Here is a 26,169-nt window from a genome sequence, read left to right on the forward strand (position 1 = left end):
GGTGTAAATATGAGAAGTGATGTTTTAATTATTGGAGCAGGTGGAGCAGGTTTAGTTGCTGCCATAAATGCTCACGAGAGTGGTGCTAAAGTTAGAGTGATAACAAAAGAGTACCCAACAAGAAGTCAAACTAGTATGGCTCAAGGCGGTATAAATGCTGCCTTAGGAAATGCTGGCGAAGACAGTGTTGAAGCACATGTTCAAAACACTCTCAAATCTGCACACGGAATCGCAAATGAAGAAGCTGTTAGACTTCTGTGTGAAAGTGCACCAGATGCAGTAGAATGGTTGGACAGCATCGGTGTATGTTTTTCTCGTACTAAAGATGCAAAGATAGCTCAAAGAACGCTAGGCGGTGCATCTGCTCCTCGTGCCTGTTATGCACAGGATTATACAGGTCTGAAAATTCTTCATACTCTATATGACAGATGTCTTAGTCTTGGCATCGAGATATTAAATGAGAGATATCTTTTAAACTTTATAACACAAGCACCTGAGAAAGCAGATACTTACATCGGCGGAGCTACAGTTTTAAATATCAGAACGGGAGAAGTTGAGACTTATGAGAGTGCATCAGTTATAGTTGCAACCGGTGGTTATGCCCGCATCTATGACAAGCACTCTACAAACTCAACCGGTTCAACTGGAGATGGCATTGCAGCAGCTATAAGAGCAGGAGCTAGACTCAGTGACATGGAGTTTGTACAGTTTCATCCAACTGCACTTAAAAACTCTTCTATCCTTATCTCTGAGAGTGCGAGAGGTGCAGGTGGTTTTCTTCTAAACTCAAAAGGTGAGAGATTCACAAATGAGTTAGCGCCTCGTGATGAGGTGGCTCGTGCTATTAATGATGAGATTCAAAAAGGTGAAGATGTCTTTTTAGATATTCGACATTTAGGTGAAGAGTTTATAGATGAAGAGCTTCCTCAAGAGAGAAAGCTTGCAAAGCTTTATGAAAATGTAGATCCTGTTTATGACCTGATTCCTATTAAACCAGTTGCTCATTACACTATGGGTGGAATAGAGGTCGATAAAAACTCTCAAACTAAGATAAAAGGGCTATATGCTGTTGGAGAGTGTGCGAATCATAAAGTTCATGGAGCAAATCGTCTTGGTGGAAACTCTCTGCTTGAGCTTATTGTCTTTGGACGTGAAGCGGGTAAAAATGCGGCAGAGTATGCAAAAACTTTTGACAAAAGCATAGACGCATCTAGCCAAACACAAAGTACTAACAACTTTGTTATGGGTGTAAAACATTTTACTAACGAGATAGACTTTTATGAAAAACGATCACTTATAGGAAATATTTTTTATAACAATGCAGGAATCTCAAGAGATGAGATGGGACTAAAAGAAGTTCTTGAAGCTATTCGTCAGATTCAAAGAGAAGTTCCTTTTATGGGTCCAAAAGATAAGTCTAAAATATATAACACAAATCTTGTTGAATTTATAGAGTTTGGAAATATGGTTGAGCTTAGTGAGATTATCTTAGTCTGTGCAATCAGTAGAAATGAGAGCAGAGGCGCTCACTTTAGAAGTGACATACCAAAAGAGAATGATATGGCATACAAGGCTCATACAATAACTTGGAAAGAAGATAGTGTGCTTTGTGCAGACTTTATGGAGTAAACTATGAAAATCAGAGTAGCAAGATATACAACAGAACCACAAATTACAGAGGCTGTTTTAGAGTATGAAGTACAGATGCAAGATGCCACACTCCTAGAAGTTCTAAATGAGATTAAAACAAAACAGGACTCTTCACTAACATATGCAAGCGGATGTAGAAGTAGTGTTTGTGGAAGCTGTTCTATGAGAGTTAATGGCAGAGAAGTCTTAGCCTGTGCCTATAAAGTTCAAGACGGTGACTTAGTTGAACCTATGAAGAACTCTCCGATTATTCGTGATTTAGTTGTAGATATGGACAAGGCTTACTCTTTTAACGCTAAAGCGAAAGCTTGGCAGAGCACACTGAGTCCATCGACTAATCTAACACAAGATAATGAGAAAATTAACGAGATACAGAGTGACTGTATTCTTTGTGGTTCATGTTACAGCGCTTGTCCTGTATATGCTGTAAATGAAGAGTTTATAGGACCGTTCTCTCTAACTCGTGTTTGGAGATATGTTAGTGACGTGAGAGAAGAAGATTCAAGCCAGAAGATAGAAACTATTCAAACTAATGGCATCTGGGATTGTACTCTTTGTAATGAGTGTACTCTTGTTTGTCCGCAAGATATCTCAAGTAAAGCAGATATAGAAAAACTTCGTTCTAAATCTGTGATGTCTGGATTTAGTGACCCTAATTTTGCTTCTTCTTTTGGTGGAGGATTCGGAGGTTCATCGTTTGATGGAAGTCCAAGCTTTTAAGAGCTGCTTTTTATACAGTCTCTACCTGCATCTTTAGCATCGTACAAGAGCTTATCGGCTCTTTTTAAAACCATATCTAAATCATCAGGTCTATCAATCATCGTCACACCAAAGCTACAAGTAACCGGAATGGAGTTATGAAAGAGAGTAGAGTGTATATTTTCTCTTATATTTTTAGTGATTTTAACTGCATTTTGTATAGAGTTTGTTTTTAAAACTATAACAAACTCTTCTCCTCCCCATCTAGCAAAAAAATCATCAAGCCTTATACTTTTTAAGATTATATTTGCAAGCTCTTTTAGTATTGTATCTCCAACATCATGGCCATAAGTGTCATTAATATTTTTAAAATGGTCTATATCTAAAAATATAATCGCATACTTATTTTCATGTTTTACATTTGCTTTTAGAAATGAATCTAGTGATGTTCGGTTGTTGATTCCGGTTAGGGCATCTGTATCAACTGCGATTTCAAGCTCTTGTATATTTTCATATGCACTGATTAGTTTGTTAGAGTAGCGTGTGAAAATGAAATAGATAAGAAGATAACAAATAAATAAAATCATTATGTTGATAGAGTTTAGCATTATAAGGGAGTTTCTATTCTCAATGACTGTTTTTGTTATATCTTTTGCGATTATAACCTTTCCAACAATCTCATTATTGTAGTCTCTTAAGCATAAATCATTGAAGAGGATATATGTTTTATTTTTGTCTTGTATGATTTGTTCTTTCTTATTTAGGTTTATTTTATCTCTAAAGTTTTTAAAGATAGAATTTTTTGAAATAACAGAGAAGTCTCCAATTCTATCGAAGTTTGTTTTATATGATAAGTTTTTCATTGTAGAAGTTTTTACTAAAATTTCTGACTCAACATGAAGTAAATTATCTAGTCTGTTAGCAAAATATTGCGGTTTAATACCAAACTCTAAAACTCCTAAATGCTCATTTTTTCTAGTGATAAACGGAATAGTTACACGGTATGTTATACCATTCTTGCCAGTCTCAAATCCAAAGTTAGTTTTTTTATCTTTATTCGTTTTGGCAACTATAGGACGGATATTAGTAAGATCATCATCAAAACTAGAAGGCTTATGCATCCTAAGTATAGTGGTGTTCTTTGTATCTAAAAAGTGCATTACATGTAAGTTTGGATTATGTTTTTTTAGTTTTTCATAGTCTTGTTCCAGGGAGTTGTACAGTTTGCCTCTGTCTCTATTTTTCAGAAGATCGTAAGTGTCATGTATGTTCATAAACTGGGCACCTACAGGGAGGTATTTGTCTTCTAGGTTCATAATCATATCTTCATATTGCAAAAGAGCATTTTTATGAAGTTTACTCATTTTGGTACCAATCATAACCTCATGATGCTTTACATCATAATATGCTCTGACAATTAAGGCAATAAAAAAAATCACACCTATAAGGAGAAGATATTTTCTTTTTAACTTATTAGTATTTATAATATGCATGAGTGGATTATATCATATAAATAAATTTATGTGCATTTTTGTTACATTGAAGTTCCTATAACAAGATTTTAATATGTTATAATCATTGTTATTATTTTAAAGGGCTTGGAAATGGCAAAAGAATACTCATTTGATATAAGTGCAAAGATAGATATGCAAAACTTTAAAAATGCTATAAATATGGTTGATAAAGAAGTAGCTAATCGTTATGACTTTAAAGGAACAACTTATGAAGTTAGTTATAAAGAGAAAGAAAAACTTTTAGTTTTAATCGCTTCTAGTGATAACAAACTAGATGCTTTAAAAGATATAGTCGTTGCTAAGTTTTTAAAGCAGGGACTCTCATCTAAAGTTCTAGAAGAGTTACGCGTAGAAGACTCATCTGGTAACAATAGAAAAATGACTTTTAAGATTGTTGATTATATAGAGTCAAAAGAAGCTAAGAAGATAACTGCAGAGATAAAAAAGATGAAGCTTAAGGTCAATGCTCAGATAGAAGGTGATTCAATCAGAGTTAAGGGTGCTAAACTTGATGATCTGCAAAAAGTTATAAAAGAGATACGTGAACGTGAGTGGGAAGCTCCACTTGTTTTTGAAAATATGAGATAAGGAGTTAGAAAATGTCTAAGATGAGTATAACAGATGTCGCGTTAAGACTTGGAGTTTCTAAAGAAGCGATTCACAATCGTATTAGAAGAGGTTCTTTGGAAAGTGTTGTAGAAGATGGTGTAAAGTATGTTCTACTCGAAGAAGGCAGTGTTCCTGCTAACAAACAAGCTCCAAAAAGAACTAACACAAAGGTGGCATCTGAGCCAGACTCAAGATACTACAAACTCTTAGAAGAACAAAATGAGAAACTTCAACAAAAAGTTGATAAATTAGAGGGTGAGACAAAAACTCTAAGAGAGCAAAAAGAACAGATGCTTGTCTCCGAGAGAATCAGAATAGAAAAAATTTATAAAGATAAAGATGAGCAGTTAAAAAACATACTAAATGCCATATCTTCTAAGTTTTTACTAAATGCTCCAAGTGATGAGTTAATTGTTGAGAGTGAAGAGCTTGTTGAAGCAGAGATAGAAGTTGAAGAAAAGTCATCCGCTAATCTTATATCTTTAAAAAAATACCTAAAAGATGGTAATTATACAGATAAAAAGAGTCAAAAGATAAAAGATAGATTTAAAAAAGCAGCTAAAAAAGATAGTAGGATTGTAACTGTTGGGAATAAGTACTATATCAATACAGCCAAGTTTGACTATAGTGATCTTATACATTAGTCTTTAGTAAGAGTAGTCCGTCTTAAGAGGACTCAACTCTATTTCTACCAGTGTGTTTAGCTGTGTAGAGTTTCTGATCGGCAATCATAATGTACTCATCTATAAAAGAGTTTTTAAACATTTTCTCCGGTCTTACTTCAATCATCCCAATACTTACTGTAGCATTCAAATCCTTGCCCTCAAACTCTAAGGTGTTATTCTCGAAATTTCTACAAATCTTTTCTAAAACTTCAAAACCTTTTTCTTTGCTTACAGTAGGAAGAATAATAACAAACTCTTCTCCTCCATAACGAATGATTACATCTGAATTACGAATATGTTTTTTTACTACATCCACAAAGCTTTTAAGAACTTTGTCTCCTGCAACATGACCTCGAGTATCATTTATCTTCTTGAAATGGTCAAGATCACAAATACCTAGAACAAAAGTGTTGTTAGTAGCCAGTGAGAGCTCGTACTGGCTTTCAAAAACATTTCTAAGACCATTTCTATTAAGTGCACCTGTTAGAGTGTCTTTAGTAACCCTTTTATTCATTATAACGTTATCTATTAGAGCTAACTCTGTGCCAATGCTAAGAGAGATAAGTTCACATTTTTCTAGATAAGTAATCTGTATATGATGCTCAGAATCACCTAGATGTGAATATATTTTTTTTGCAAAGAGATGCAGGTTGCTATGAAGAGCATCTATTGTTTTAAATTTTGAATTGTTTTGTATTACATTTTTAGCATCTGTATGTAACCACTTGCCAAAATCACACAACTTGTCATCTAGCTGTGGAAAATCTTCTATTTTTTCATCTTTAATATGACGTGCAAGTGTTGTAAGCCATAACAGATGAGATTCATAGTGAGAGATGATGTTTTTCTCTAACAAATCAGATAGAGATGTTATTCGTAGATTATTTAGTCTTAAAAGTTCATCTACGTATTCATGAAGATATATGTGTGCAACTTTGTCGTTAACATCTTTAAATAAAGAGAGAACATTAATGATATTAGAGCTTATCTCTTGTTCGCTCATTTTGCTTATTAAGATGGTTTTTAAAGCGTTAATCTCGTTTACCATTAAAATATAGGGAACGTCTAAAGATATTTTGTATTTTGCCAGTTTTTCAAACATTGTAAGAAGTTCATCTTTTTTGAAACCAGATTTCAATATAGTCAGAATATCTTTGTAGTAATCACGAACAACAAATGCTTTTTCATCATTGTAAGTGTTTACACAAGAAGTATATTTATCTATAAACTCATCTAGGATCTCTTCACAGTCGCTGTGAAATATGTTTGAAAAACTGTATGTCATAAATCGCTACTTTTTAAGGTTAACCCTTTAAGGTGTGAGATAGGATATGAATAAGATATTCCATCTCCTCGACCGACAATATCAAGCTTATGCATAATGCTAAATATGATATTATCAACTTTTTTCGTTGGAACTATGAACATTAGGTTTACATCAGTAGGATCACTATGAAGACGGTTATAAAAGTTATCCATCTCTGTTAGCCCCATTCCGTGCGCATCCATGATAGTTACGCCACCGGCACCTGCATCACGAGCGGCAATAAGAGCTTTATCCTGATTTTTTCTAGGTACTATGATGTGAACAGCAGAGAAAGGCATTTTGTATGAGTGTCTCTGCCCTGTTCCGTGAATCTGTACAGTTGAGAGCCCCATATCGTTAGCATGCTCAATAGCCTGACGAAGCTCATCCATGTGTAACTCTTCAAGCTCATGCTCACCTTTAACACCCATTCTATCTGTAATAATCCCATAGAGCATTACTGTTAGCATCGGGAAAAGTGAAGCAAAGGCAATAAGACCAAATCCATCAATAAGCGGATCACGACCAGGTATGTTTGTCGCCAGACCAAGACCAAGTGCAGCAACTAAAGGAACTGTTACAGTTGAAGTTGTAACTCCGCCACTATCATAAGCAATAGGTACGATATATTTTGGTGCCATAAAAGTAAGGACTATAACAAACAGATAACCAGACATGATGTAGTAAACAATCTCTCCACCAACAACGATTCTGTATGCACCCAAAGAGATACCGATAGCAACACCTAGTGCAACAAATAGACGAAGTACGAAATCATTTATCTTGCCATCACTAATCTCTTTGGCTTTTTTTGCAATAGCAGTCAGAGAAGGTTCAGCCATAGTAGTTGAGAAGCCTATTAGAAAACCAAACGAGTATATGATGATGTTGTTATCATACTGAGTCAGCTCAAAAGCCATAGTCTCACCGACTGAGAATAGACCCATCTCTAAACCGACGATAAATGCATCCAGTCCAATAATAACAAGCCCAAAACCAATGACTACTTCTTTTAGATTATCTATTGGTTTCTTTAAAATAGCGTACTGAAAAAATAAAATTACTGCCAAAATAGGAACAACATCTATTACTACGCCAACAAAACCTTTTAAAATATCAAGAATCTTAAAGTCAAAAACAGCAGGAGTCTTGGCTGCTTCCACAACAGGAGCAACAATAGAGGTACTTACATCAATAAATTCATATACAAAAATTCCATAAAACTGAACAAATATCATAGGAGTCAGAGATGCAAAAGCGATAAGTCCAAAACCATCTAAAACAGGGTTTCTGCCTTTAATAGTAGACGCCAGACCAATACCAAGAGCAGCGACCAGAGGAACCGTCACCGTTGAAGTAGTAACACCACCTAAGTCATAAGCAAGTCCTACAATTTCTTTAGGTGAAAAAGCTGTTGCTGCAACAACCATAACGTAACCGGCAATGATATAATAGTGTATAGGATGACCTTTGATAATCCTCCAAACACCTAAAACAATGGCAAAACCGACAGAAAATGCGACAACTATTCTAAGTGTGTTAGCATCGATTCTACCATTACTGATACTAGCCGCTTTTTGTGCGATAACTATTAGTGCAGGTTCAGCTACAGTTGTACCAAAACCTATCATAAAGGCGAAAATGATTATCCATTTTGTTGAGCCTTTTCTAGCAAACTCACTTGCAAGACCCTCTCCAACAGGAAAGATACCGATCTCTAGACCTAGAAGAAATACAGCAAGACCAACACCGACTATTCCAAGTCCGATAGCTGTACTTAACCAGTTTTCCGGCACACTTTGAATGATTGCTAACTGAAAAAACATAATAACAAGAATGATAGGTAATAAGTCTCTAAAAGACTCTCTTAACAGTTTTAAAAACGAAGCAATGCTTAACACTTAAACCCTTTATAAAAATTATAATCAAATATTATCTTAATATTGTTAAAAGTAACGTGAAATATGGAAATGGGCTACTTTACATAGAATTTATTCTACATAATTGTTTCTATGCTTTAGCTTATGGGAATTTATTGAAATATATTAATATGAAACTTATAAAAAAAGAAGATGATATAGTGTACTTTTAAGAATGATAAAGGTAAAATCTCACCCTACAAATGGACAGCTGGCCGAGTGGCCGAAGGCGCTCGCCTGGAACGCGGGTATAGGGTAACCTATCTAGGGTTCGAATCCCTAGCTGTCCACCATTTAAAGTCAAAACTAGTTTTTACCGATATAATACTTGAATAAACTAATTAATAAGGCCATGAGTCATGGAGATAACGTTACTTCTTAAATCTATTATGGGATTAGTTATAATTTTAGCCCTTTTAATATTTTTATTATTTTTACCGTCTAATCAAAAAAAAGAAAAAGAAAAGAATGCACCTAAAAATATTACTCCCACACAGCAAAGACCTCCAAACACAGATTTAGAATATCTTAGATCAATTATAAAAAAGAAAAAATCAACAACACAAGAACTTAAAGAAGCTTTGGAAATGGTTATAAGATATCATGGCATTGTTCACGAAAAACTTGGTCTTAGAACACATCCTGATTTTGATATATATATGGATATACTTTTTACAATATGCAGACACCCAAATACAAATAAAGATATAGTTGTTAAGTTTGACAGAGAGTTAGCTAGACTAAATCCAGATTATAAGCAAGAGATAAATGAGGCTATTACAAAAGGACTAAACTCAAGAAGAGTTTAGTTTTTACCCTTGTGTCGAGTAGCTTTTTCTTCTTGAAGCATATTAGATAGTAGTTCTACGACCTGTTGGCTGGCTTTTTCTGCATTGTTAAAGTAAGTCATTACATTTTGAGACTCTTGTGTACATGTGTTAGCTTTAACACATTCAACTGCTTTTTTGATGTTGTCATGAACTGCTTTATGAGGCTCAGCCATTTTAGAGTAGCTTGAGCAGTTGCCGAACTTTTCTTTACCGGCTCCCTCAAAGTACCATTTACCAAGTCTACATTCTGTATCTGCAGCAAAGTGACCTTGAGCCTCACCGCTAAAGACTGTTTTGTAGCCATTTGCTTTAAAGAGCAGGTGATCAAGTTTACTAAGAACCATAAAGATAGCGTAAGTTACATCTTTATTTTCTATCGAGATCATTTGTGAATTTTGTGAAAGCTCTCGCATTCTATCTTGAAAAATATCCATTTGTTCATTTGAGCTTGTAGACAACTCTTCCATAGCTTTAGAGTGTTCATGAACTTCTTGAGTATTTTGTTTTAGACTCTGTACTGTAATCTCTACTTCACTTGTAGCTTTTTGAGTGCGTTCTGCAAGTTTTCTTACTTCATCGGCAACAACAGCAAAACCACGACCATGTTCACCAGCTCTTGCAGCTTCAATAGCAGCATTAAGTGCAAGAAGATTTGTCTGGTCTGAGATATCTTTAATAAGATTAATAACATCAGAGATGCTTCCAACATTTTCATTCAGAGTGTTAACCTGATCAAATGTACTTGTGATATGTTCAAGCAGGGAAGTCATAGTATTTGAGAGTATATCTACATCAGTAGAACAATTGTCAGTATGATTGTTGTTAGTGGAGTTTCTGGCATCAACATCTTCAAGTGCATTAAGATTGTCACTTAAGTCCTGTTGTAAGATTTTAAGATCTCTGTTACAAGCATCAGTCAGGCTATGTGTTAGTGATTTAATCAGTTCATTCATCTGATTACTATTATCTATGTGGCTGACTTCTTTCTCTAGCTGAGATATTTTGTCCTTAGCAGTCGTGAGTTCATTTTGAAGAGAGTTTATCTCTTCTTCTTTTGCTTTTAGCTCAGCCTCAAGCTTCTTGTTGTTTCCAAATAACATAATATAATATCCTTAGTTTGGCATCGTTTAGATGTATATTACAGCGTAGAATATTACAGAGACATTAAAGTACTGAATTTGTATTCATAAAGATATGTTTATTACATTTATTTATAAAATGATAGAGCTACACTAGCTCTATCATCTCTGTAGCTCTACCTTGGATTATATGAATGTCTTTTTCATGAAGTTTATTTAGAGTCTCCATATCCATAACGCCTGCAGCTATAAGTGAGATGCCAACTGTATCTGTTATAAGTCTAAGAGCAGATAGTGCCTGATCACTTTGACTTAGGAAATAATCGGTTTCACCTTTTATATATACCGGTCGTAAATCTTGTAAGTACTGATAATCAACACTCTCGCCAATAAACTCAAATACACCCATATCTATATTGTATTTTTCAAATAGGGCTTTATACTTTTTAATAAGAACAGAGTTTTGACGAACAAGTTTATCTGGCATCTCTATGATAAGCTTAAATGGAAGATCTGAAGCGTAGATGCTAAAAATATTACTCATGTTTTCATAAGTGCCTTCAAGAGTTAAGTAGTCATAAGGAAGTCTAAGTGAACAAGCAGAACCTTTTAGCCTCATATCCGGAGTTTTGAACATCATGTTTAGAACATTCTCATAGATTTTAAAGCTTAGCCCGGCTTGATTAGCAGGAGCCATGAATTGACCGTAGTAGTATGTAGTATCCTTATCAACTTTAAGTGTAAGGCTAAGGACATTGTGTGCAATTTTTCTCATTTTTGCATCTACTGCTGTCCATGAAACAAAGTTGAAACTATTTTTTTCAATAGCGTCATTGATTATTTTTCTCCACGCTTCTTTCCCCATAACTTCTACAGTGTCTTCAGCTTTTGCCAAATAAATATTATCTTCACTGAATTTTGCTTGTGCAAGAGCATTGTCTGAATGAGAAAGAAGTTGACCAATATTTTCTTTGTAGTTATATGAATATAAGCCAAGAGATATAAATGTCTCAGACGAATCAAGATTAAAACCTTTCGCAATCTTCTTACAAGAAGAGTAGATGCCTTTTGCCAAGTTTATTCCTTCTTTATCTGAACAATCTGGAAGTAAAATAGAAAACTCTGTGCCATTCATTCTAGCGACTATAGAGTTATCATAGTTACTAGCATGCGCATCAAAAATATTTGCAATAGCTAAAAAGAATTTATCAACTTGCTGGTGACCAATCTTCTCATTAGCTTCAATGATACCGCTAAGTGCAATCATCATATTGATACCACCTTTTGAAGTAGCATCAATTTTTAAATATTCAGGTAGTTTATCAATAAGGTATTTACGGTTTCTTAGTTTTGTAGCTTTATCTATATACTCAAGCTCTTTTTGGCGTTTAAGCTCTTCATTACCCTTGTCAAACATGGCTTTTACTTTTGAGACCATATTATTCATACCAAGAACAACATCTTTGAACTCTTTTGTATAAGGGATATTATCTTGAATAATAAACTCATTTCTAGTAACAGCTTCAGCTTGTTTTTGAACTTCTTTTAGTGGTTTTAAGATAATTACTAGAAGTAGATTTAGTATTGCTAAACCTATTACTGCGATGATGCCAAAAGATATTAGAAGATTTATCAAGATTGTATATAACTGCTTATAAGCATAGCCGGCATCACTTTGAACATTTAACACCCCCACTTGAGACCATCCTGCAGAAACATTTGCAGATGCTACAGGTGCTGTAATACTAAGAGCATCTATAAACCATTGCGGTACATCAATGATTTTTTGTTCTACTTCTCTGTTGTATATAAGGTTGTTCTCAATATCCACAAGAGTGATATAGCGATAATAACCACTATCAAAGCTTGCATTGATCATTGTAGTCATTATGCTGATGTCACCTTGTGAAGTTCCAAGAGATAGACTAAGTGAAGAAGCAGTGTTTTTAGCATCTGTGTATAATCTGTCTCGTACAGACTCATTGGCACTTTTAAAGTTTAAAACAAGAACAGTTGTTAAGATGATGATTAAAAACGTGGACAGCATTAATGCTATTTGCTTAAAGAGTGTCATATTTTTTTCCTTTCGATGTTTTTTATAAGTTGATCCCATTGGCGACCAACTTTTTCACTTTTCACCTTTTTACCAGTTGATATTTTCTCAACTTGTCCAGCTTGAAGCCTGTAAATAGGTTGTAAATCTTTTCTTTTGTCAGCTGCTAGAACTTTAAAATTGTTATTATCCAATATAAGTGGCATTGCTGATGGTTTCTCATAGTATGCTAAAACCATGTGAGCTTCTTTGAATTTTGTAGATTTAACATAGAAGAAAAATAGTTTTTTCATATCCATTCCCAGATATTGTAATGCAAAATATTTCGCAATTACATAATCTTCACAGTCACCTCTATCTCTGCCTAAAAATTCATACGGAGTAGCCCAATAGTCACTCATGCCGTATGTATTTTGATCGCTTGAGTACCTGACATCATTGTAAAATTTATTTACAGCATCCAACTTTTCAAAGTCACTACTATCTTTTAGTGAATCAAAAGTTTTTTGTTGAAAAAAAAATCTTTTTTTAGCAAATACTTTATACTCTTCCCCAATCCTCTCTAGTAACTCCTTATCTACATAAGGCTCAGCCAAAGCGTATGAGATATTGACAAATAGTAGTGATATAAAAAAAAGCAGCTTAAATTTACTCATGGAATGATTATAACTAAAATTATCTGACACAAATCTAACATTTATCTTTAGATAATTTAAGCTTATGTTTAATATAATTCATTATGTGATTATTATATAGGTTGAAAAATGTTATTTAACAAAAATAAAGAGATATTATTAAAGCTAAAAGAGAGAGACGAACGCATTGCTTCTTTGGAATCAGAAGTGCAGATGTTAGGCTCACAAATAGAAGAGTTAAGAAGAGAAAACTCTTCACATCGTGATGACACGGTGATGGCTGATCTGACAAAAGCACTTACAAATGGGCTTATAACTGGCTGTGACAGTGATCTTGTAGAGATAAGAGGTGATTTGGAAAATAATCTAAGAACTTTAGAGCTATTGGATTCAAATGAAGATAAAAATAAAGAGTTTACTCTGAAAGTAAATGATGAGTTAGACAAGTTACATAATACTTCAGATGCACTTCTTGAGCATATTACAAGTACATTTGATCAGGTTAACACTCTGAATGAAAATGTTGGAAGCATCTCTGATGTTATAAATCTTATTAAAGATATCTCAGACCAGACAAATCTTCTTGCACTTAATGCTGCTATTGAAGCTGCAAGAGCTGGTGAACATGGTCGTGGTTTTGCTGTTGTTGCCGATGAAGTAAGAAAACTTGCAGAACGCACTCAAAAAGCTACAAGTGAAGTAGAGATTACAGTACAGAGTCTAAAACAAAATACTCAAGAAGTTCATGAACACTCTAAAGCTATGGAAGAGTTGTCTCAAAGCTCGATAGGTTCAATGGATCTATTTAGTACAGAGATGCACGCATTGGCGGACAATGCTACAGCAATAGAGCAAGAGAGTAAAGATATTGGGAACTCTATATTTATTATTCTTAGTAAGTTAGATCATCTTATCTTTAAAGCAAACGGTTACAAAACTGTTTTTAGAGGTGAGGTAACTAGTGACTTTAAAAGTGATACAGAGTGTCGTTTAGGTAAGTGGTACCATACAGGAAAAGGTAAAGAGAACTTTAGCGGATGTTCTAGTTATAGTAGACTAGCAACGCCTCACAAAGAAGTTCATGATAATATCCAAAAAGCTGTAGATTGTGTGAAAAAAGGCAGTTGTTCTAAAGAGAGTGATAATGTAATGACTTACTTTAATAGAGCCGAAGAAGCTTCTAGAAAAGTTGTAGCACTTCTTAGTTCAATGCTGGTAGAGGAAAAAGCACAAAGACACTAGCCCTGTCTTTTGTTAAATCCTGCTGTTCCGCTTTTAGCATCTGTAGTAAAGTTTTTACTGAAAGGCTTTAAGTAAGCTGGAATAGCTCTTCCCTTTAGTTTCATCATATCTTCTAGCATTACAGATGCTATAAACTCAGGCTCAAGTTTTTTTACATCTTTTAAGTATGAAAAGAGAAGTTCTCCAAGTCTTTGAAGTGATATCTTCCATGTAGAATCTGTTTGAGAATACATCCATGCACTAAAATCATAAAAGTTTTTAAAAACTTCTGTAGAATCTTTCCAAAGCAGAGGTGCACTCTTTTTGAAGTTTCCACTGTTGTATGTCAAATCCCAAAATCTTGCAAACCTCTTCATAATCTGAATGTCATTAAAACTAAGCTTTGAATTTTTAAGTATGTCATAGGGTGGTACATCGCTATAGACCATACCGTGTTCTATATCATGTCTATTGATGAATGTTCCAGATAGTTTTTTTAATATGCCTATTTGTATCTCACAACTACTCAGACTTACCAGCTCATCCAAGTTCGCTCCAAAGCTATCTTGTGACTCACCTGGAAGACCGACTATGAGATCTAAGTGGATATGTGCATGAGTCTCATTTTCTAAAAATCTAATGTTCTCTTTAATCTTATCGAGCTTTAGTTGTCTTGAGATATTTTTTGCTATCTCAGGATTTAGTGTCTGGATGCCAATCTCTAGTTGCAGTGCTCCCTCGGAAAACTGTTTTATCTTCTCTTTTATAGATGAAGGAAAATGATCTGGGATTACTTCAAAGTGTGCAAAATATTGTTCGTCTTTTTCTAAGAAAAAATCTAGAATTTTGTTTGCAGTAAGCATATTAAGGTTGAAAGTTCTATCTACAAACTTGAAGTTTCTAGCTCCTCTTTGCCACAGTTTTTCAAACTCTATCAAGACTGCATCTAAGTCAAAAGCCCTAACTTTTTCATCCATTGAAGAGAGACAAAACTCACATTCAAAAGGACAACCTCTTGATACTTCCACATAGAGGTAGCGATTTTTTATATCATCATCTGTATAGTACTCATAGGGTAGAGCAATTTCTTTTAATGAGGGAAGAGCCATTTTAATGATTTTATTTTGTATAGGAGTATCGTTTATTATATCTCTACACAGTTCGTAAAAAGCTATATCTCCCTCACCTTGGATGATAAAGTCTGCTTCGTCAAAGTTAACTCTAAAAGGCTCATGTGTGACTTCAGGTCCGCCAAGTATTACTTTAGTCTGAGGAGATATTTTTTTAATTATATGTAAAAGTTCTTGTACCTCTCTGGCATTCCAGATATAAACTCCGATACCAATTATCTTTGGAGAGTGTATGAGTAGCTTTTCTGCTATAGTTTGAACGGCATCATTGATACTGAATTCTAGTATTTTTGAGGCATTTTGTAGTTCATTTAAATTTGCATATAGATATCTAAGACCGATAGAGCTATGTGTAAATCTTGAGTTAAGAGTTGTTAGGATTATCATTTTAGAATTTTATCATAAAGGTGGAGGATAAAACAGACCAAGGTAAAAAAAAGGGGGAAGTAACCTGGTCTGTTTAAAATTTATAGGAGTATATTTTCTCTCTCATGAAAGGGGGAAACACAATTGAGATATACAATTATATTAATTATAAGTTAATGTCAAGTAAATATAAAATATTAGCTCTTGGCATTAAACTCTTCTATCATATTATCTAGTTTTATATATAGCTCTTTAGAAGCATTTTCCATCACTGTAAAGTTTTTAACAATAGTTTTTGGATTTTCAAATTTCAGAGTTGAATTATTTTTAACAAACTCTAGATTTTGGAATACTGAGTCGTGAACAAGAGCATGAGGTGCGTCCATCTCTTGAAAGGCTTTAGTATGTCCAAATCTTTCTTTCCCTATACCTAAGTACCATTTACCCATACGACAATTCTTATGATCTGCAAATACTTTAGTCTTATCTGATTCTAAAACGCTTGAGTAAGCATTTGATTTAAAGATAATATGGTCAACTTTTACAAGTGTTGTGAATAGACGGTTTTGAATCTGTATCGCTGAATGTGACGAGTGTTCAGCTAAAGAATTAAGTTCTGAGAAAGTGCTTTCAAACTCATGTATAACATTAGTTGAGCTTTGTGCGATTTCGGAGATGTTGTCTGAGTTAGTTCTCATATCATTTGCATCTTGTTGAAGTGTGGAGATATTTATCTCTATCTCGTTTGTTGCTTTTTGTGTACGTTCTGCAAGTTTACGAACTTCATCGGCAACAACAGCAAAGCCGCGTCCATGTTCACCCGCACGAGCAGCTTCAATGGCAGCATTAAGAGCAAGCAGGTTTGTCTGGTCTGCAATGTCTTTAATGAGATTAACAACTTCTGAAATTTCTTTTGAACGATGCTCCAGACTAACGATTCCTTCATGACTTGATGAGATAAGCTCAACCAAGTTGCTTAATCTTTCTCCAATCTCTACAACACTGTCTAAGCTTTTTGATGATTCTTGGGCTGTTTTTTTAGCAACTTCAACAATCTCTGTAGCATTACTTTGAGAAGCATTAATATCTTCTTGAATTACAACTAGTCCGGAGCTTACCCCACCACCTAAAGTGCTTAAGTTATGAGCAAGTTCACCTCTGATTTTAGTCTCATAACCACTGGCAATAGATGAGATAGCATTATTTAGACTCTCAGAAGTTTTACGGAATATTCCGTGAAGACCTGCAGGATAAGTTCTTCTATAAGTTTTCCCAACAGCAGCATACTCTATAGTTGTCTCAGTATCTCTCATAAAGGCTTCGAGTTGATCTAGGAGATCATTTAGAGCCCATGCACGAGTTGAAAGAGGTGAGTTGTCATTAGGTATATGTGTAACACGGTCTTCTAAATTACCGGATGCTGCATTCATAATAACCCTAAACATTGATTTTGATAATTCTGATTCAGATTTTCCTGCTGAAGCTGAAGCAGAGGGAACAAAAAGTGAAATTATTAAAACAACAACTATAGCACCACTAAAAATATAGTTTGCACTAACTACACCAAATATTGCCACGCCAACAAGTGCAGCAAAAAGTAAAACAGCCTGATTATTCTTGAATAGCGATAATAAGTTCATCGTAGCCTACCCCTTTCTCTTGTAAAATATCTGTTAAAATTTTAAATGAAGCATCAACGCCACTGCTTTTTTCAACTTCTAGCATCTTTTTATATAGAGGTATGATGATGTCGAGAGCTTTAGGATTAGGTCTTCTTCTAACAGAGTAATAACCTATAATCTTCCCTTTTGCATCTAATGAAGCTGTCACATTTGCATATACCCAATATGCATTGCCATCTTTTGTTTTGTTGATAACAAAGGCAAAAACTTCCTCTTTATTCTCTATCGTATCCCATAGATAGCGAAAAACGGCTTTTGGCATATCAGGATGACGAATAATACTGTGAGGCTTGCCAAGTAGCTCCGCTTCACTGTATTCCGCCATATCCATAAATATCTTGTTTGTGTATGTTATACGTCCCTTTAGGTCCGTTTTAGAGACGATAAAATCATCTTCTTTCATTTCTTTGAGCATGAAATGTCCCTTTCGAATGTTATTGTGTGTGCTGTGTTATTCTGTTGCATTAGTATAACACATTTGTCTGCTATAATTCTTGAATCATATCAAGGAGTTATCACTAAATGCCAATACTCTTAGCTTCTTTTTACTTCTTTTATTTTGCCATTGTTGGTGTTTACATAATCTTCATGCCGAAAGTTTTGTCAATGGTTGGCTACTCTGCCAGTGATATTGGAATGATTTTCGCAGCCGGACCATTGGTTAGGTTTATACTCCCGTTTGCATTTACAAGAGGTATGAAACTTAATATAAAAAGTTTTAATACTGCAATAGTTATCATGCTTTTAAGCAGTGTTTCTTTTTATTTTTCTATAGATAACTTTTACAAACTTTTGTTTTCAAATATAGGTCTTGGAATAGGTTTAAGTCTAATACTTCCCTACATAGAAGTCATTTCTTTAAAGACTATAGGAAAAGAGAGATATGGAAAGATAAGACTCTTTGGCTCTGTCGGCTTTGTCCTTGTTGCCCTTGTTTTAGTTAAGTTCTTAAGTAGTGCTGATATTGCTCTGAGCTACCTTCTAGTCTTGACATTTTTAACTGCTATGGTAGCTTTTGTGATTGCGAAAAATGCAGATGCCAGTAGTGAAAAAGCTGAGGAGGTAGACAACGATATCAGCCTTTTATCAGACTGGAAGTTGTGGGCTGGTCTTACTCTGATGCAGGTTAGCTTTGGAGCTTTTTACAATTTTTTTACCATCTATGAAACAGATTATGGCATAAGCATGGATATGACTATATATCTGTGGAGCTTTGGTGTTATAGCAGAGATATTTATGCTTTTTTTTCAAGGCAGACTTCTACGTGGAAATCTTCTTTTGATTTTACAGATAACAACTTTTGTAACAGCCATAAGATGGTTTTTACTATTTCTATTTCCAGAAAATCTTATGATACTGTTTTTCTCACAGACGCTTCACGCACTTAGCTTTGCACTGTTTCACTCTGCTGCAATCAGCTATTTGTATTATCTATACAAACATAAATCCTTGGCACAGCAGTTTTTCTCTGGAATTACTTATGGACTAGGTGGGTTTGTTGGAGCCATCTATGCAGGTTACGTCTATGAGTTGTTCCCAAGATACCTCTTTTTAAGCGCGGCTTTTATCGCGTTTATGGCATCTTGGTCTTTATATCTTTGGAGTCAAAAGTTAAAAAGAAATGTAGTTGTTTGAGTAAAATCATCTTTTTTTACACCAACGGGTGGATTACTGTCTTCACTCCATGAAACATTGAATTTTAAAAATAGTTTTTTTATTATATTTAGTTTTAGCTCAAGTTGATTTGAGAATACATAATCTGAATAATCATCCATTTTTGGTTGATAATATAGAACATATGAAAATGTTGATATGTCTATAACAGAAACACTGTAAGCGAGATACGAGTTTAATCTTGCGTTGTCTTCCGAAGGGTCTATTTGCGGATCAGTATATTTTATATCTTCATATAATCCGCCAAGGCCAAAAAAACCTTTACCATTTTTTGGAGAGTTGAATATTCTATATCTTAGCCCACAGCCACCTAAGATTCTGCTGTTTATTCGTCTAAACTCATCACTTTCAAGCTGTCCAAAGAGCTCATATCTTAAGTCTTCATCATTAGTAAGAGAGTGAATATACCTGACATGTGAAAAGGCTTTGTTTGTGTCCTTTACATAGTTTGACTCTCCGTATTCACCGGAAAATTCTCCCCACATTGCATAGCTTGAATTGTTGTCGTATGTAAGTCTGAAGGAAGCTTTGTAATTGTCTTTATCAGTATTTCCTCTTTTTGTCTCAAGTCCTGCTTCAAATTTCCCTGATATTCCAGGTTTCTCACCAAGTTCCACAGGAGCAATAGAAATAAGAGCAAAAAGATATTGTGTTGTTATGATGCCGATTAGTAGAATTTTTTTCATTGTTAATAGTCGATTATCAAGTTAGCAGTAAAAGTTTTGTCTGTGTTCTCTTTCCCTGTTGGAGGAGTATTAACATAGTCAACTTTGTAGCTGATACCTGCAGAAAATGTGCTGTTTATCTTGCTTGAAAATGCTGTCTTAGATGTAACAAAAAATATAGTTGAATCCTTAAACTGTGATCTATAAGAAAGATCTTGAGCAAATTTTAGGTTTGTTAGCATTTGCCAAGCATATACACCTTTAACTCTGTAAGAACCATAGTTATTGATTGCTCCATTAGTCGTGCTTGCAGTAGCGAGATTATTTGGGTTTGGATACGCGATAATAGTACCAGTTGCATCATAGTTTGTATCTTCTATGTCATCTTGAGAATATAAAATACTTCCATCAAGAGTTAGATTATGATTTGTGGTCTTTACCAGAAGATATTTAATACCTGGACCTGTGTAAGCCTGGTAATCATAACCTGAGAACTTATCTTGTTTAAAACCAATTAGATATGTAGCAGATAACCTGTCTGTTAACGAGTAACCATACTCTAACTCTGTAGCATATTTGTTTTTAGTCTCGTTTGCACTATCTTGCGCATATTGAGCATCAAATAAGAATTTTATAAGATGCTTTCCCCAACCTTTTTTCGCATCTAGCTCTAGGTTGAAAGTGTCAGTTTTAGTATTACCTTGAGTCTGGATAAAACCCAACTCTGTGTGAGTCATCAGTTTCTCATTTGGAGGAAGTTGTGCTTCTAGTTTTTTTATCTTTGCACTTAAGGCTTTAGCCTCCGCTTTACTTTGTGCTATATCTTTTTTTAGTTGCTCTTGGTCTATTGCTACTTCTGCTGCCATTAGCAGTGAGCTTGCCACTACTAGACTTAGTACTATCTTGTTCAATTCTATCCTTCTATTTTGTTTGTATGAATATCCATTTGAGGGTAAGGAATAGAAATGCCTTTTTCATCAAATGTAAGTTTGACTTTTTCGAGCATGTCAAAATGTACATCCCAGTAGTCATCTACATTTACCCATGCACGAAACACAAAGTTTACACTGCTATCACCTAGCTCACTTACTGCTACAAGTGGGGCAGGCTCACTAAGAACTCTTTCGTCTGAGAGGATGATTTGCATTAAAGTCTCTTTTGCAAGTTTCAGGTCATCGTCATATCCAATACTAAAAACATGTTCGACACGACGTTGTGTTCTTTGTGAAAAGTTTGTAATATTTCCATTGATAATAGATGAGTTTGGCACTATGACTATACTTTTGTCTATAGGTTCCAAGATGGTTGAAAAGAGATTTATGTCTTTTACTGTTCCTATAGTCCCGGCAGCTTCTATTGTATCTCCAACTTTAAATGGACGAAATATGATTATTAAAACGGCTGCACCTATATTTGATAGAGAATCTTTTAGAGCTAAACCAATAGCTAAGCCAGCTGCACCAAAAATAGCTAAAAAAGACGTTGTGTTAATACCCAAAGTATTTAATGAAGCTAAAATAACAACAATCATTAAAACAAAATAAACAATACTCTCTAAGAACTCAACAAATGTGTTGTCAACTTTTGCCTTAAGCATTAGATCTTTAGAAAGAGCAGTGATTTTTTTGACAGCCCACCTACCAATTATAAAAATAAGTATTGCAGCAATAATCTTCAGTCCATATTGACTTACATATAGCAGAGCCATATCTGTATATTTTGACATTTCCATCATAAACACCTCTTTAAAAAATTTGTGTAATTATAACAAAATAGGCATAAAGATTTTGTGAATTCTAGTTGGTGTATAATGCACTATACTCAAATGATAACAAGAGGTAATAATGAGATTATTGTTTTTACTATTTTTCACTGTCCTTAGACTCTTGGCAAGTGATGATTTATTTAAGGTAAGCGGTGATGTGCGATTAGCTTACATAGATTACAAATATGATGATAGTTTTTTTCCAGATTCATACGCAGGTGTAGCTAGTGCTAAACTCTCTATTGAAACAAAGAAGTATAGAGATATTTATGCAAAAGTCTCTTTTACAACTGTGCAAGGTATTGATCACGATTCAAATAAGCAGGCTATGACTTATATCTTTTCTGAAACATGGAAAGGGGTTAATGACTCTTATACGCTTTTGCAAGAGTCTTACATAGGGTATGAAAGCTCTCTTCTATCTTTGAAAATCGGACGACAAGAGATGCTGACACCATATATTGATACAGACGATTATTATATATCTCCAAATAGCTTTGAGGCAATAACTTTGCAATTGAGACCATTAAAAGAAGTCATTTTACACGCGGGTTATGTTGATAAGATGAGTGGTCCATGGGATGCTTCTTATGATGGAGCAGATTTTCATTCTATGAGTAGGCAGGCATGGATTCATTATAGTGATGGTACTAAAGATACCTACCCGGTTGATGCTGTTTATGCGATTGTTGGAGATCAGGGTATTAGCTATCTTGGTGCTAGTTATGAAAAAGATGCTCATAAACTACAGCTATGGGATAATTACGCTCATGAGATGTTTAATACTATTATGGCTCAGTATAATTATAAAAACAAGTATTTCGATGCAGCGGTTCAATATAGTACAAAACGTGAGGTTGGAAAGCTCAAAGATGCTTCAGCCTATAGAGTTCATTATGATGTTTATGGTGCTAGAGTTGGCGGCAATATTAATGATAAATGGAATTTAGATTTGGCCTATACCGGTGTAAGTGATGATGACAGTCTTCACTTTTTTGGTTCATGGGGTGGATATCCGGAGTTTGCATCTGGGATGGCAGTGAGTTATTTCGATACATATTTAAGAGATGCTAATATTTATGCCTTAACAAGCAAGCATGACTTATCAACTATGATAAATGGTCTGCGTATAAAACTAAAGTATGCTTATTATGATTTAAATTCTGATTATACGATAAATGTTAAAAAGAATACGCCTAATGGTGATGGTTATATGCATGCCTATGGGATTCAGACTGATTATGATTATAACAAGCAACTCAGTTTTAAGGTGATTATAGCCGGCAGAGAGTTAGAGTCAGGAAATCAATCCCAACTGTTTCGTAGTATTTTGAAGTATAAGTTCTAGATTTTCACACTATCTATATATCTTGCTATAGAATGATACATATTTAAGTGAGGAGAGTCTACTTTATACAAAAGTTGTCTATATTTTATATAATTTTTCCATACTTTTTTACTAGATTCTTCTCTTCCTTTCATTTCTAACTCAAAACTAACAGAGGCATTTATAAAGCCTTTTAAGAGTCTAATTTCATCACTGTCTTCAAAACGTCTAGGAAACCATATATGCTCTAAAGCTTCGTGTGCATCGTAGTATCTTTTACTATTCAAACACTCTATAAACTCTTCTAAAAATTCAGCATGTTTTTGTTCGTTCATTTTGTACCCAAAGTTTCTCATATTATATGAAATAATTATAATATGTAGTTGAAGGATTAAAGTAAATTTATGATTATAAGCTGTAGAATACAGCATGAGAATATATGATTATATGTTGAAATCAATACCATTACTACTTATTTTAACTCCTCTGTATGCATATAACTTCCAAGAAGCACCAGTAGAGCTTCACTGGTTCACTTTAACTGCTCTTAGCTTTATTCTATTTCTAGTACTTTACAGATATAAAATAATTGATAAATATAGTCAAAACCTTCAAAAAAATATAAATATAATAGATGAGCACGTACTTATCTCACATAGTGATAAGCATGGTAAGATTACTGATGTAAGTGAAGCACTCTGTAGATTTACAGGATACAAAAAAGAAGAATTAATCGGGAAAAATCATAAGGTTTTTAAGCATCCAGACACTCCAAAAGAAGTTTTTACGGAGTTATGGGACACTATTACAAGAGGTGAGACTTTTAAAGGTGAGATCAAAAACCGAAGTAAAGACGGTTCAGAGTATTGGATAGAAGCAACTATAACTCCTCTTATAAATAAGAAGGGTGATGTTGAAGGATATACTGCAATACGTCAAGATATTACAGATAAAAAATGTGCTCAAAAACTTTCCATAACTGACAAACTAACACAAACATATAACAGACTTCATTTAGAAAACATATTTGCACAAGAGACACACAAAGCAAAAAGGTATGGAGATACATACTCTATAATTATTATGGATATAGATTTTTTTAAACCTATAAATGATAATTATGGCCATGATGTAGGCGATCAGGTCTTAATAGATATAGTTCAGGTATTAAAATCCCATATTAGAGATATAGATGTCTTGGGACGCTGGGGAGGAGAAGAGTTTCTTATTATCTGTACAAAGACTAATATCGATCAAGCATACACTGTAGCTGAAAAACTTAGAGTTGCTATAGAAAGGTATGAGTTTGACGTCATTGGAAAGATAACAGGCAGTTTTGGTGTCTCAGAATATAAGCAGAGTGATTCAAATTCAGATGTGGCTGTGAAAAGAGCAGATGACGCCCTCTACACATCTAAAGATGCAGGTAGAAACCTCGTAACTTCAAAAATCTAGAGTAACATCATATTTTTGCGCCAGTAGCCACGACCGCCTTTGAGCGAGATGCAGTGGTGATTTGGAAACTTTGCTTTGTACTCTTTTAATCTGTCAAGTGTAGCTTTTCCGCTATCGCAATAAAATACAAAGACACTTCCCTCAGGCTCTTTTGAAAGCTCATAAGGGTTATATACAACAGTGTCAGCTTTTTCTATAGGAGAGAGTATAGTATCTACCAGAATGACTTTGATGCCTTCTTTCTCTAGGTCTCTCTTATTTTCTAGAAACTCTTTTTGTGTCCACTCGTTCGCAAACTGCATATCTATCCTACTTTTTTTGAAGTAAACAATACTATTATCGAACTAAGAAGCGCACCTAAAAATACTATGGTGTAGCCAGTTGGAAGATCAAAATAGTAAGATATTATAATGGCACTTATACTAAAAAACCATCCAAAAACAAAACTACTTAGAAGTGATTTGTTTAGTTTAAGTGAAGTAGATACAAGTGCCGGAGCGATAAGAAGTACAAAAACTACAAGTACACCTGCTAAGGCTACAGATGAAGTAACTGTCAGTGCTAACAAAGAGAAGAACATCAGCTCTTTTAAAAAACCTGTTAGTTTTGGATAGACTTTCCAAAGAATCAAAGCTATAAAAGCGTAGATAACAGCACTCTTTATTACATCATCGGCAGGGGTGAAAAGTATATCACTTGCTAGTAGTGATTTGAAGTGCTCCATACCTTCAGCTGAGTGAGATAAGACCATCATGATTCCACTTGCACCCAGAACATATAAAAGCCCTATAAAGGCTTCTAGTTTTATATTCCTCTGAGATGCTATTGCGATGATAAAAGCACTAAAAAGAGCAAAGACAAGAGTTATAGCGTAAAAGTACTCGGAATGAAAATAACCAAGACTAATAGCAGAACCAAGAGCTGCAAACTGCGCAATTGCTAGATCTGTAAAGATGATTCCTTTTTGAAGAATTCTTATCCCAAACCACGCGTGCATCATAACAAGTATGATAACTAGAGCGATTGGTACTAAAAGAATATCCATCATTTTATAGCTCCAGTCAGATAGTCAAACAGAGAAGTAAGGTCTTCTATATTATCTAAAGCTCCGATGTCATGAGGCATTAGAACGATTTTTATACCTGTCTTTTCACGAATAAACTCAGCTGTTTTTGTAGAGTGATAAACATCATGTAAGACACAGCAAGGCTTCTCATCATTTATGAGTTTGATAGTATCAATGATGTGTCTTGATGATGGCGGAATACCAGGTAATGGCTCAATTGTCCCGATGTTATTAAGAGAGTAAGCCTTGTTAAAGTAGGCTAGGTTATTATGAAACTGTATAACTTTCATACCTTTTTTATTAGCCATCTTCTCTTGCCAGACTTTCATATTCTCTTTCCAAGATGCAGAAAATTGCTCATAATTTTTGTTATAAACATCGGCATGCTCACTATCGAGTGAGATAAGAAATTTTTGTATTGTTTTTGCCAAAACTATAATATTTTGCGGATCAAGATGAAAGTGAGGATTCCCATCTGGGTGGATATCTCCATTTGCGCGATCAACGCTTGATGGTTTGTTTATGAGTTCAACATGATGAGAGAGATTTAAAAAACTATTAGACCCAACATTTGTTTTTGGATTTCCTGCTCTGCGAAGCAAGGCGGGCAACCAACCGATCTCTAGCTGACCACCATTCATAATAAGAGCATCTGCATTTCTCATCTTAGAGATTAGCGAAGGACGGGGAACCACAAAGTGTGGATCCCAGTTTCCTTTTGCCAAAACTACAGTGTTGATATGCTCACCACCGATGCTCTTTGTAATAGCACCGATGTAAGGATAACTAACAGCTATGTTCATGTGAGCAAAGAGTGTTAGCGGTAAAAGTAATAATATTAAAAATTTATTCATATTTG

Annotated in this window: 25 protein-coding genes, 1 tRNA gene and 2 pseudogenes; 11 read left to right on the top strand and 17 right to left on the bottom strand. The window is 34.6% G+C overall.

Annotated features, from left to right (window positions below; all coding sequences use genetic code 11):
• The first annotated feature begins 9 nt into the window (after positions 1 to 9).
• A complete protein-coding gene (locus SMGD1_RS06495) occupies positions 10 to 1,629 on the top strand; it encodes an FAD-dependent oxidoreductase (protein WP_008335339.1) in 1,620 nt (539 codons plus the stop codon).
• Positions 1,630 to 1,632: 3 nt separating this feature from the next.
• Positions 1,633 to 2,370: a succinate dehydrogenase/fumarate reductase iron-sulfur subunit gene (locus tag SMGD1_RS06500; RefSeq protein WP_008335905.1), complete on the top strand. Its 738-nt coding sequence runs from the start codon at positions 1,633 to 1,635 to the stop codon at positions 2,368 to 2,370.
• Here SMGD1_RS06500 and SMGD1_RS14475 read toward each other — a convergent pair.
• Entirely contained in the window at positions 2,367 to 3,842 is a 1,476-nt protein-coding gene (locus SMGD1_RS14475) for a diguanylate cyclase (protein WP_008336557.1), read from the bottom strand. The two genes, SMGD1_RS06500 and SMGD1_RS14475, sit on opposite strands and share 4 nt — an antisense overlap.
• Before the next feature lie 111 nt (positions 3,843 to 3,953).
• On the opposite strand from SMGD1_RS14475, the gene SMGD1_RS06510 reads away from it, so the two are divergent.
• Together SMGD1_RS06510 and SMGD1_RS06515 are read left to right on the top strand one after the other, a co-directional pair.
• Entirely contained in the window at positions 3,954 to 4,451 is a 498-nt protein-coding gene (locus tag SMGD1_RS06510; RefSeq protein ID WP_008336596.1) for a YajQ family cyclic di-GMP-binding protein, read from the top strand.
• An 11-nt stretch (positions 4,452 to 4,462) separates the two neighbouring features.
• Complete coding sequence (locus SMGD1_RS06515; protein WP_008336246.1) at positions 4,463 to 5,116, top strand: hypothetical protein; 654 nt, start codon at positions 4,463 to 4,465, stop codon at positions 5,114 to 5,116.
• A 22-nt stretch (positions 5,117 to 5,138) separates the two neighbouring features.
• Here the strand turns inward: SMGD1_RS06515 and SMGD1_RS06520 are convergent, their stop codons facing one another.
• Both SMGD1_RS06520 and SMGD1_RS06525 read right to left on the bottom strand, forming a co-directional pair.
• Positions 5,139 to 6,422, bottom strand: a complete 1,284-nt coding sequence (locus SMGD1_RS06520) for a diguanylate cyclase (protein WP_008335764.1) — start codon at positions 6,420 to 6,422, stop codon at positions 5,139 to 5,141.
• Complete coding sequence (locus tag SMGD1_RS06525; protein ID WP_008335065.1) at positions 6,419 to 8,344, bottom strand: DUF1538 domain-containing protein; 1,926 nt, start codon at positions 8,342 to 8,344, stop codon at positions 6,419 to 6,421. Before SMGD1_RS06525 ends, SMGD1_RS06520 begins: the two co-directional genes overlap by 4 nt.
• A gap of 223 nt (positions 8,345 to 8,567) precedes the next feature.
• Between SMGD1_RS06525 and SMGD1_RS06530 the strand changes: the two genes are divergently transcribed.
• Both SMGD1_RS06530 and SMGD1_RS06535 read left to right on the top strand, forming a co-directional pair.
• Positions 8,568 to 8,655, top strand: a tRNA-Ser gene (locus SMGD1_RS06530).
• A gap of 66 nt (positions 8,656 to 8,721) precedes the next feature.
• Positions 8,722 to 9,171, top strand: coding sequence for a hypothetical protein (locus SMGD1_RS06535; RefSeq protein WP_008336035.1), 450 nt, complete (start codon positions 8,722 to 8,724; stop codon positions 9,169 to 9,171).
• On the opposite strand, the gene SMGD1_RS15170 is transcribed toward SMGD1_RS06535, so the two are convergent.
• From SMGD1_RS15170 to SMGD1_RS06550, 4 genes and pseudogenes are all read right to left on the bottom strand, one after another.
• The gene (locus SMGD1_RS15170) at positions 9,168 to 9,626 is read right to left on the bottom strand and encodes a CZB domain-containing protein (RefSeq protein ID WP_394357046.1); all 459 of its coding nucleotides are present in this window, start codon (positions 9,624 to 9,626) and stop codon (positions 9,168 to 9,170) included. The two genes, SMGD1_RS06535 and SMGD1_RS15170, sit on opposite strands and share 4 nt — an antisense overlap.
• Positions 9,618 to 10,292, bottom strand: a pseudogene (locus SMGD1_RS15175) (methyl-accepting chemotaxis protein); the annotation flags it as partial. The pseudogene SMGD1_RS15175 and the gene SMGD1_RS15170, both read right to left, overlap by 9 nt.
• Positions 10,293 to 10,419: 127 nt before the next feature.
• Complete coding sequence (locus SMGD1_RS06545; protein ID WP_008336297.1) at positions 10,420 to 12,345, bottom strand: LapD/MoxY N-terminal periplasmic domain-containing protein; 1,926 nt, start codon at positions 12,343 to 12,345, stop codon at positions 10,420 to 10,422.
• Positions 12,342 to 12,980 carry a transglutaminase-like cysteine peptidase gene (locus tag SMGD1_RS06550; protein WP_008335038.1) on the bottom strand — a complete coding sequence of 213 codons (639 nt, stop codon included), beginning with the start codon at positions 12,978 to 12,980 and terminating at the stop codon, positions 12,342 to 12,344. The genes SMGD1_RS06545 and SMGD1_RS06550 overlap by 4 nt, the downstream gene beginning before the upstream one ends.
• A 255-nt stretch (positions 12,981 to 13,235) precedes the next feature.
• Between SMGD1_RS06550 and SMGD1_RS15180 the strand changes: the two are divergent.
• Both SMGD1_RS15180 and SMGD1_RS15185 read left to right on the top strand, forming a co-directional pair.
• Positions 13,236 to 13,775: pseudogene (locus tag SMGD1_RS15180) on the top strand (methyl-accepting chemotaxis protein); the annotation flags it as partial.
• A complete protein-coding gene (locus tag SMGD1_RS15185) occupies positions 13,776 to 14,201 on the top strand; it encodes a CZB domain-containing protein (protein WP_241761513.1) in 426 nt (141 codons plus the stop codon).
• Here the strand turns inward: SMGD1_RS15185 and SMGD1_RS06560 are convergent.
• The 3 genes from SMGD1_RS06560 to SMGD1_RS06570 form a co-directional block, all read right to left on the bottom strand.
• A complete protein-coding gene (locus SMGD1_RS06560; protein WP_008335114.1) occupies positions 14,198 to 15,697 on the bottom strand; it encodes a B12-binding domain-containing radical SAM protein in 1,500 nt (499 codons plus the stop codon). The genes SMGD1_RS15185 and SMGD1_RS06560 overlap by 4 nt on opposite strands.
• A 176-nt stretch (positions 15,698 to 15,873) precedes the next feature.
• Positions 15,874 to 17,316, bottom strand: coding sequence for a methyl-accepting chemotaxis protein (locus SMGD1_RS06565; protein ID WP_008336219.1), 1,443 nt, complete (start codon positions 17,314 to 17,316; stop codon positions 15,874 to 15,876).
• Positions 17,288 to 17,773 carry a PAS domain-containing protein gene (locus tag SMGD1_RS06570; RefSeq protein ID WP_008336010.1) on the bottom strand — a complete coding sequence of 162 codons (486 nt, stop codon included), beginning with the start codon at positions 17,771 to 17,773 and terminating at the stop codon, positions 17,288 to 17,290. Before SMGD1_RS06570 ends, SMGD1_RS06565 begins: the two co-directional genes overlap by 29 nt.
• A gap of 107 nt (positions 17,774 to 17,880) precedes the next feature.
• Here SMGD1_RS06570 and SMGD1_RS06575 point away from each other — a divergent pair, with 107 nt between their 5' ends.
• The gene (locus SMGD1_RS06575) at positions 17,881 to 18,993 is read left to right on the top strand and encodes an MFS transporter (protein ID WP_008335975.1); all 1,113 of its coding nucleotides are present in this window, start codon (positions 17,881 to 17,883) and stop codon (positions 18,991 to 18,993) included.
• Here SMGD1_RS06575 and SMGD1_RS06580 read toward each other — a convergent pair.
• From SMGD1_RS06580 to SMGD1_RS06590, 3 genes are read right to left on the bottom strand one after another with little or no spacing between them, the layout of a single operon-like run.
• Positions 18,963 to 19,718, bottom strand: a complete 756-nt coding sequence (locus SMGD1_RS06580) for a DUF481 domain-containing protein (RefSeq protein WP_008336579.1) — start codon at positions 19,716 to 19,718, stop codon at positions 18,963 to 18,965. The two genes, SMGD1_RS06575 and SMGD1_RS06580, sit on opposite strands and share 31 nt — an antisense overlap.
• A gap of 2 nt (positions 19,719 to 19,720) precedes the next feature.
• Complete coding sequence (locus SMGD1_RS06585) at positions 19,721 to 20,608, bottom strand: DUF481 domain-containing protein (RefSeq protein ID WP_008335759.1); 888 nt, start codon at positions 20,606 to 20,608, stop codon at positions 19,721 to 19,723.
• A gap of 2 nt (positions 20,609 to 20,610) precedes the next feature.
• The gene (locus SMGD1_RS06590) at positions 20,611 to 21,429 is read right to left on the bottom strand and encodes a mechanosensitive ion channel family protein (protein WP_008340960.1); all 819 of its coding nucleotides are present in this window, start codon (positions 21,427 to 21,429) and stop codon (positions 20,611 to 20,613) included.
• Positions 21,430 to 21,541: 112 nt separating this feature from the next.
• Between SMGD1_RS06590 and SMGD1_RS06595 the strand changes: the two genes are divergently transcribed.
• On the top strand, positions 21,542 to 22,810 hold the full coding sequence (locus tag SMGD1_RS06595) for a hypothetical protein (RefSeq protein WP_008335505.1): 1,269 nt from the start codon (positions 21,542 to 21,544) through the stop codon (positions 22,808 to 22,810).
• Here SMGD1_RS06595 and SMGD1_RS06600 read toward each other — a convergent pair.
• Entirely contained in the window at positions 22,807 to 23,124 is a 318-nt protein-coding gene (locus SMGD1_RS06600; RefSeq protein ID WP_008336049.1) for a DUF309 domain-containing protein, read from the bottom strand. The genes SMGD1_RS06595 and SMGD1_RS06600 overlap by 4 nt on opposite strands.
• A 94-nt stretch (positions 23,125 to 23,218) precedes the next feature.
• On the opposite strand from SMGD1_RS06600, the gene SMGD1_RS06605 reads away from it, so the two are divergent.
• On the top strand, positions 23,219 to 24,244 hold the full coding sequence (locus SMGD1_RS06605; protein WP_008340964.1) for a sensor domain-containing diguanylate cyclase: 1,026 nt from the start codon (positions 23,219 to 23,221) through the stop codon (positions 24,242 to 24,244).
• Here the strand turns inward: SMGD1_RS06605 and SMGD1_RS06610 are convergent.
• The 3 genes from SMGD1_RS06610 to SMGD1_RS06620 are packed head-to-tail and all read right to left on the bottom strand — an operon-like array spanning position 24,241 to position 26,164.
• Positions 24,241 to 24,546 carry a hypothetical protein gene (locus tag SMGD1_RS06610; RefSeq protein ID WP_008336895.1) on the bottom strand — a complete coding sequence of 102 codons (306 nt, stop codon included), beginning with the start codon at positions 24,544 to 24,546 and terminating at the stop codon, positions 24,241 to 24,243. The two genes, SMGD1_RS06605 and SMGD1_RS06610, sit on opposite strands and share 4 nt — an antisense overlap.
• A 2-nt stretch (positions 24,547 to 24,548) precedes the next feature.
• On the bottom strand, positions 24,549 to 25,292 hold the full coding sequence (locus tag SMGD1_RS06615; RefSeq protein ID WP_008340965.1) for a metal ABC transporter permease: 744 nt from the start codon (positions 25,290 to 25,292) through the stop codon (positions 24,549 to 24,551).
• Positions 25,289 to 26,164, bottom strand: coding sequence for a metal ABC transporter substrate-binding protein (locus SMGD1_RS06620; RefSeq protein ID WP_008335810.1), 876 nt, complete (start codon positions 26,162 to 26,164; stop codon positions 25,289 to 25,291). Before SMGD1_RS06620 ends, SMGD1_RS06615 begins: the two co-directional genes overlap by 4 nt.
• Positions 26,165 to 26,169: the final 5 nt, after the last annotated feature.

It is taken from the genome of Sulfurimonas gotlandica GD1 (assembly GCF_000242915.1).
Classification (GTDB): Bacteria; Campylobacterota; Campylobacteria; order Campylobacterales; family Sulfurimonadaceae; genus Sulfurimonas; species Sulfurimonas gotlandica.

What these genes read in the sequence shown, in the direction of transcription:
- SMGD1_RS15185 (WP_241761513.1), top strand. Translation starts at nt 13,776, where the DNA reads ATGCACGCATTGGCGGACAATGCTACAGCAATAGAGCAAGAGAGTAAA.
- SMGD1_RS06615 (WP_008340965.1), bottom strand. Translation starts at nt 25,292, where the DNA reads ATGATGGATATTCTTTTAGTACCAATCGCTCTAGTTATCATACTTGTT.
- SMGD1_RS14475 (WP_008336557.1), bottom strand. Translation starts at nt 3,842, where the DNA reads ATGCATATTATAAATACTAATAAGTTAAAAAGAAAATATCTTCTCCTT.
- SMGD1_RS06495 (WP_008335339.1), top strand. Translation starts at nt 10, where the DNA reads ATGAGAAGTGATGTTTTAATTATTGGAGCAGGTGGAGCAGGTTTAGTT.
- SMGD1_RS06590 (WP_008340960.1), bottom strand. Translation starts at nt 21,429, where the DNA reads ATGGAAATGTCAAAATATACAGATATGGCTCTGCTATATGTAAGTCAA.
- SMGD1_RS06620 (WP_008335810.1), bottom strand. Translation starts at nt 26,164, where the DNA reads ATGAATAAATTTTTAATATTATTACTTTTACCGCTAACACTCTTTGCT.
- SMGD1_RS06580 (WP_008336579.1), bottom strand. Translation starts at nt 19,718, where the DNA reads ATGAAAAAAATTCTACTAATCGGCATCATAACAACACAATATCTTTTT.
- SMGD1_RS06560 (WP_008335114.1), bottom strand. Translation starts at nt 15,697, where the DNA reads ATGATAATCCTAACAACTCTTAACTCAAGATTTACACATAGCTCTATC.
- SMGD1_RS06515 (WP_008336246.1), top strand. Translation starts at nt 4,463, where the DNA reads ATGTCTAAGATGAGTATAACAGATGTCGCGTTAAGACTTGGAGTTTCT.
- SMGD1_RS06600 (WP_008336049.1), bottom strand. Translation starts at nt 23,124, where the DNA reads ATGAACGAACAAAAACATGCTGAATTTTTAGAAGAGTTTATAGAGTGT.
- SMGD1_RS06500 (WP_008335905.1), top strand. Translation starts at nt 1,633, where the DNA reads ATGAAAATCAGAGTAGCAAGATATACAACAGAACCACAAATTACAGAG.
- SMGD1_RS06570 (WP_008336010.1), bottom strand. Translation starts at nt 17,773, where the DNA reads ATGCTCAAAGAAATGAAAGAAGATGATTTTATCGTCTCTAAAACGGAC.
- SMGD1_RS06605 (WP_008340964.1), top strand. Translation starts at nt 23,219, where the DNA reads ATGAGAATATATGATTATATGTTGAAATCAATACCATTACTACTTATT.
- SMGD1_RS06545 (WP_008336297.1), bottom strand. Translation starts at nt 12,345, where the DNA reads ATGACACTCTTTAAGCAAATAGCATTAATGCTGTCCACGTTTTTAATC.
- SMGD1_RS06595 (WP_008335505.1), top strand. Translation starts at nt 21,542, where the DNA reads ATGAGATTATTGTTTTTACTATTTTTCACTGTCCTTAGACTCTTGGCA.
- SMGD1_RS06610 (WP_008336895.1), bottom strand. Translation starts at nt 24,546, where the DNA reads ATGCAGTTTGCGAACGAGTGGACACAAAAAGAGTTTCTAGAAAATAAG.
- SMGD1_RS06565 (WP_008336219.1), bottom strand. Translation starts at nt 17,316, where the DNA reads ATGAACTTATTATCGCTATTCAAGAATAATCAGGCTGTTTTACTTTTT.
- SMGD1_RS06535 (WP_008336035.1), top strand. Translation starts at nt 8,722, where the DNA reads ATGGAGATAACGTTACTTCTTAAATCTATTATGGGATTAGTTATAATT.
- SMGD1_RS06550 (WP_008335038.1), bottom strand. Translation starts at nt 12,980, where the DNA reads ATGAGTAAATTTAAGCTGCTTTTTTTTATATCACTACTATTTGTCAAT.
- SMGD1_RS15170 (WP_394357046.1), bottom strand. Translation starts at nt 9,626, where the DNA reads ATGGATATTTTTCAAGATAGAATGCGAGAGCTTTCACAAAATTCACAA.
- SMGD1_RS06510 (WP_008336596.1), top strand. Translation starts at nt 3,954, where the DNA reads ATGGCAAAAGAATACTCATTTGATATAAGTGCAAAGATAGATATGCAA.
- SMGD1_RS06575 (WP_008335975.1), top strand. Translation starts at nt 17,881, where the DNA reads ATGCCAATACTCTTAGCTTCTTTTTACTTCTTTTATTTTGCCATTGTT.
- SMGD1_RS06520 (WP_008335764.1), bottom strand. Translation starts at nt 6,422, where the DNA reads ATGACATACAGTTTTTCAAACATATTTCACAGCGACTGTGAAGAGATC.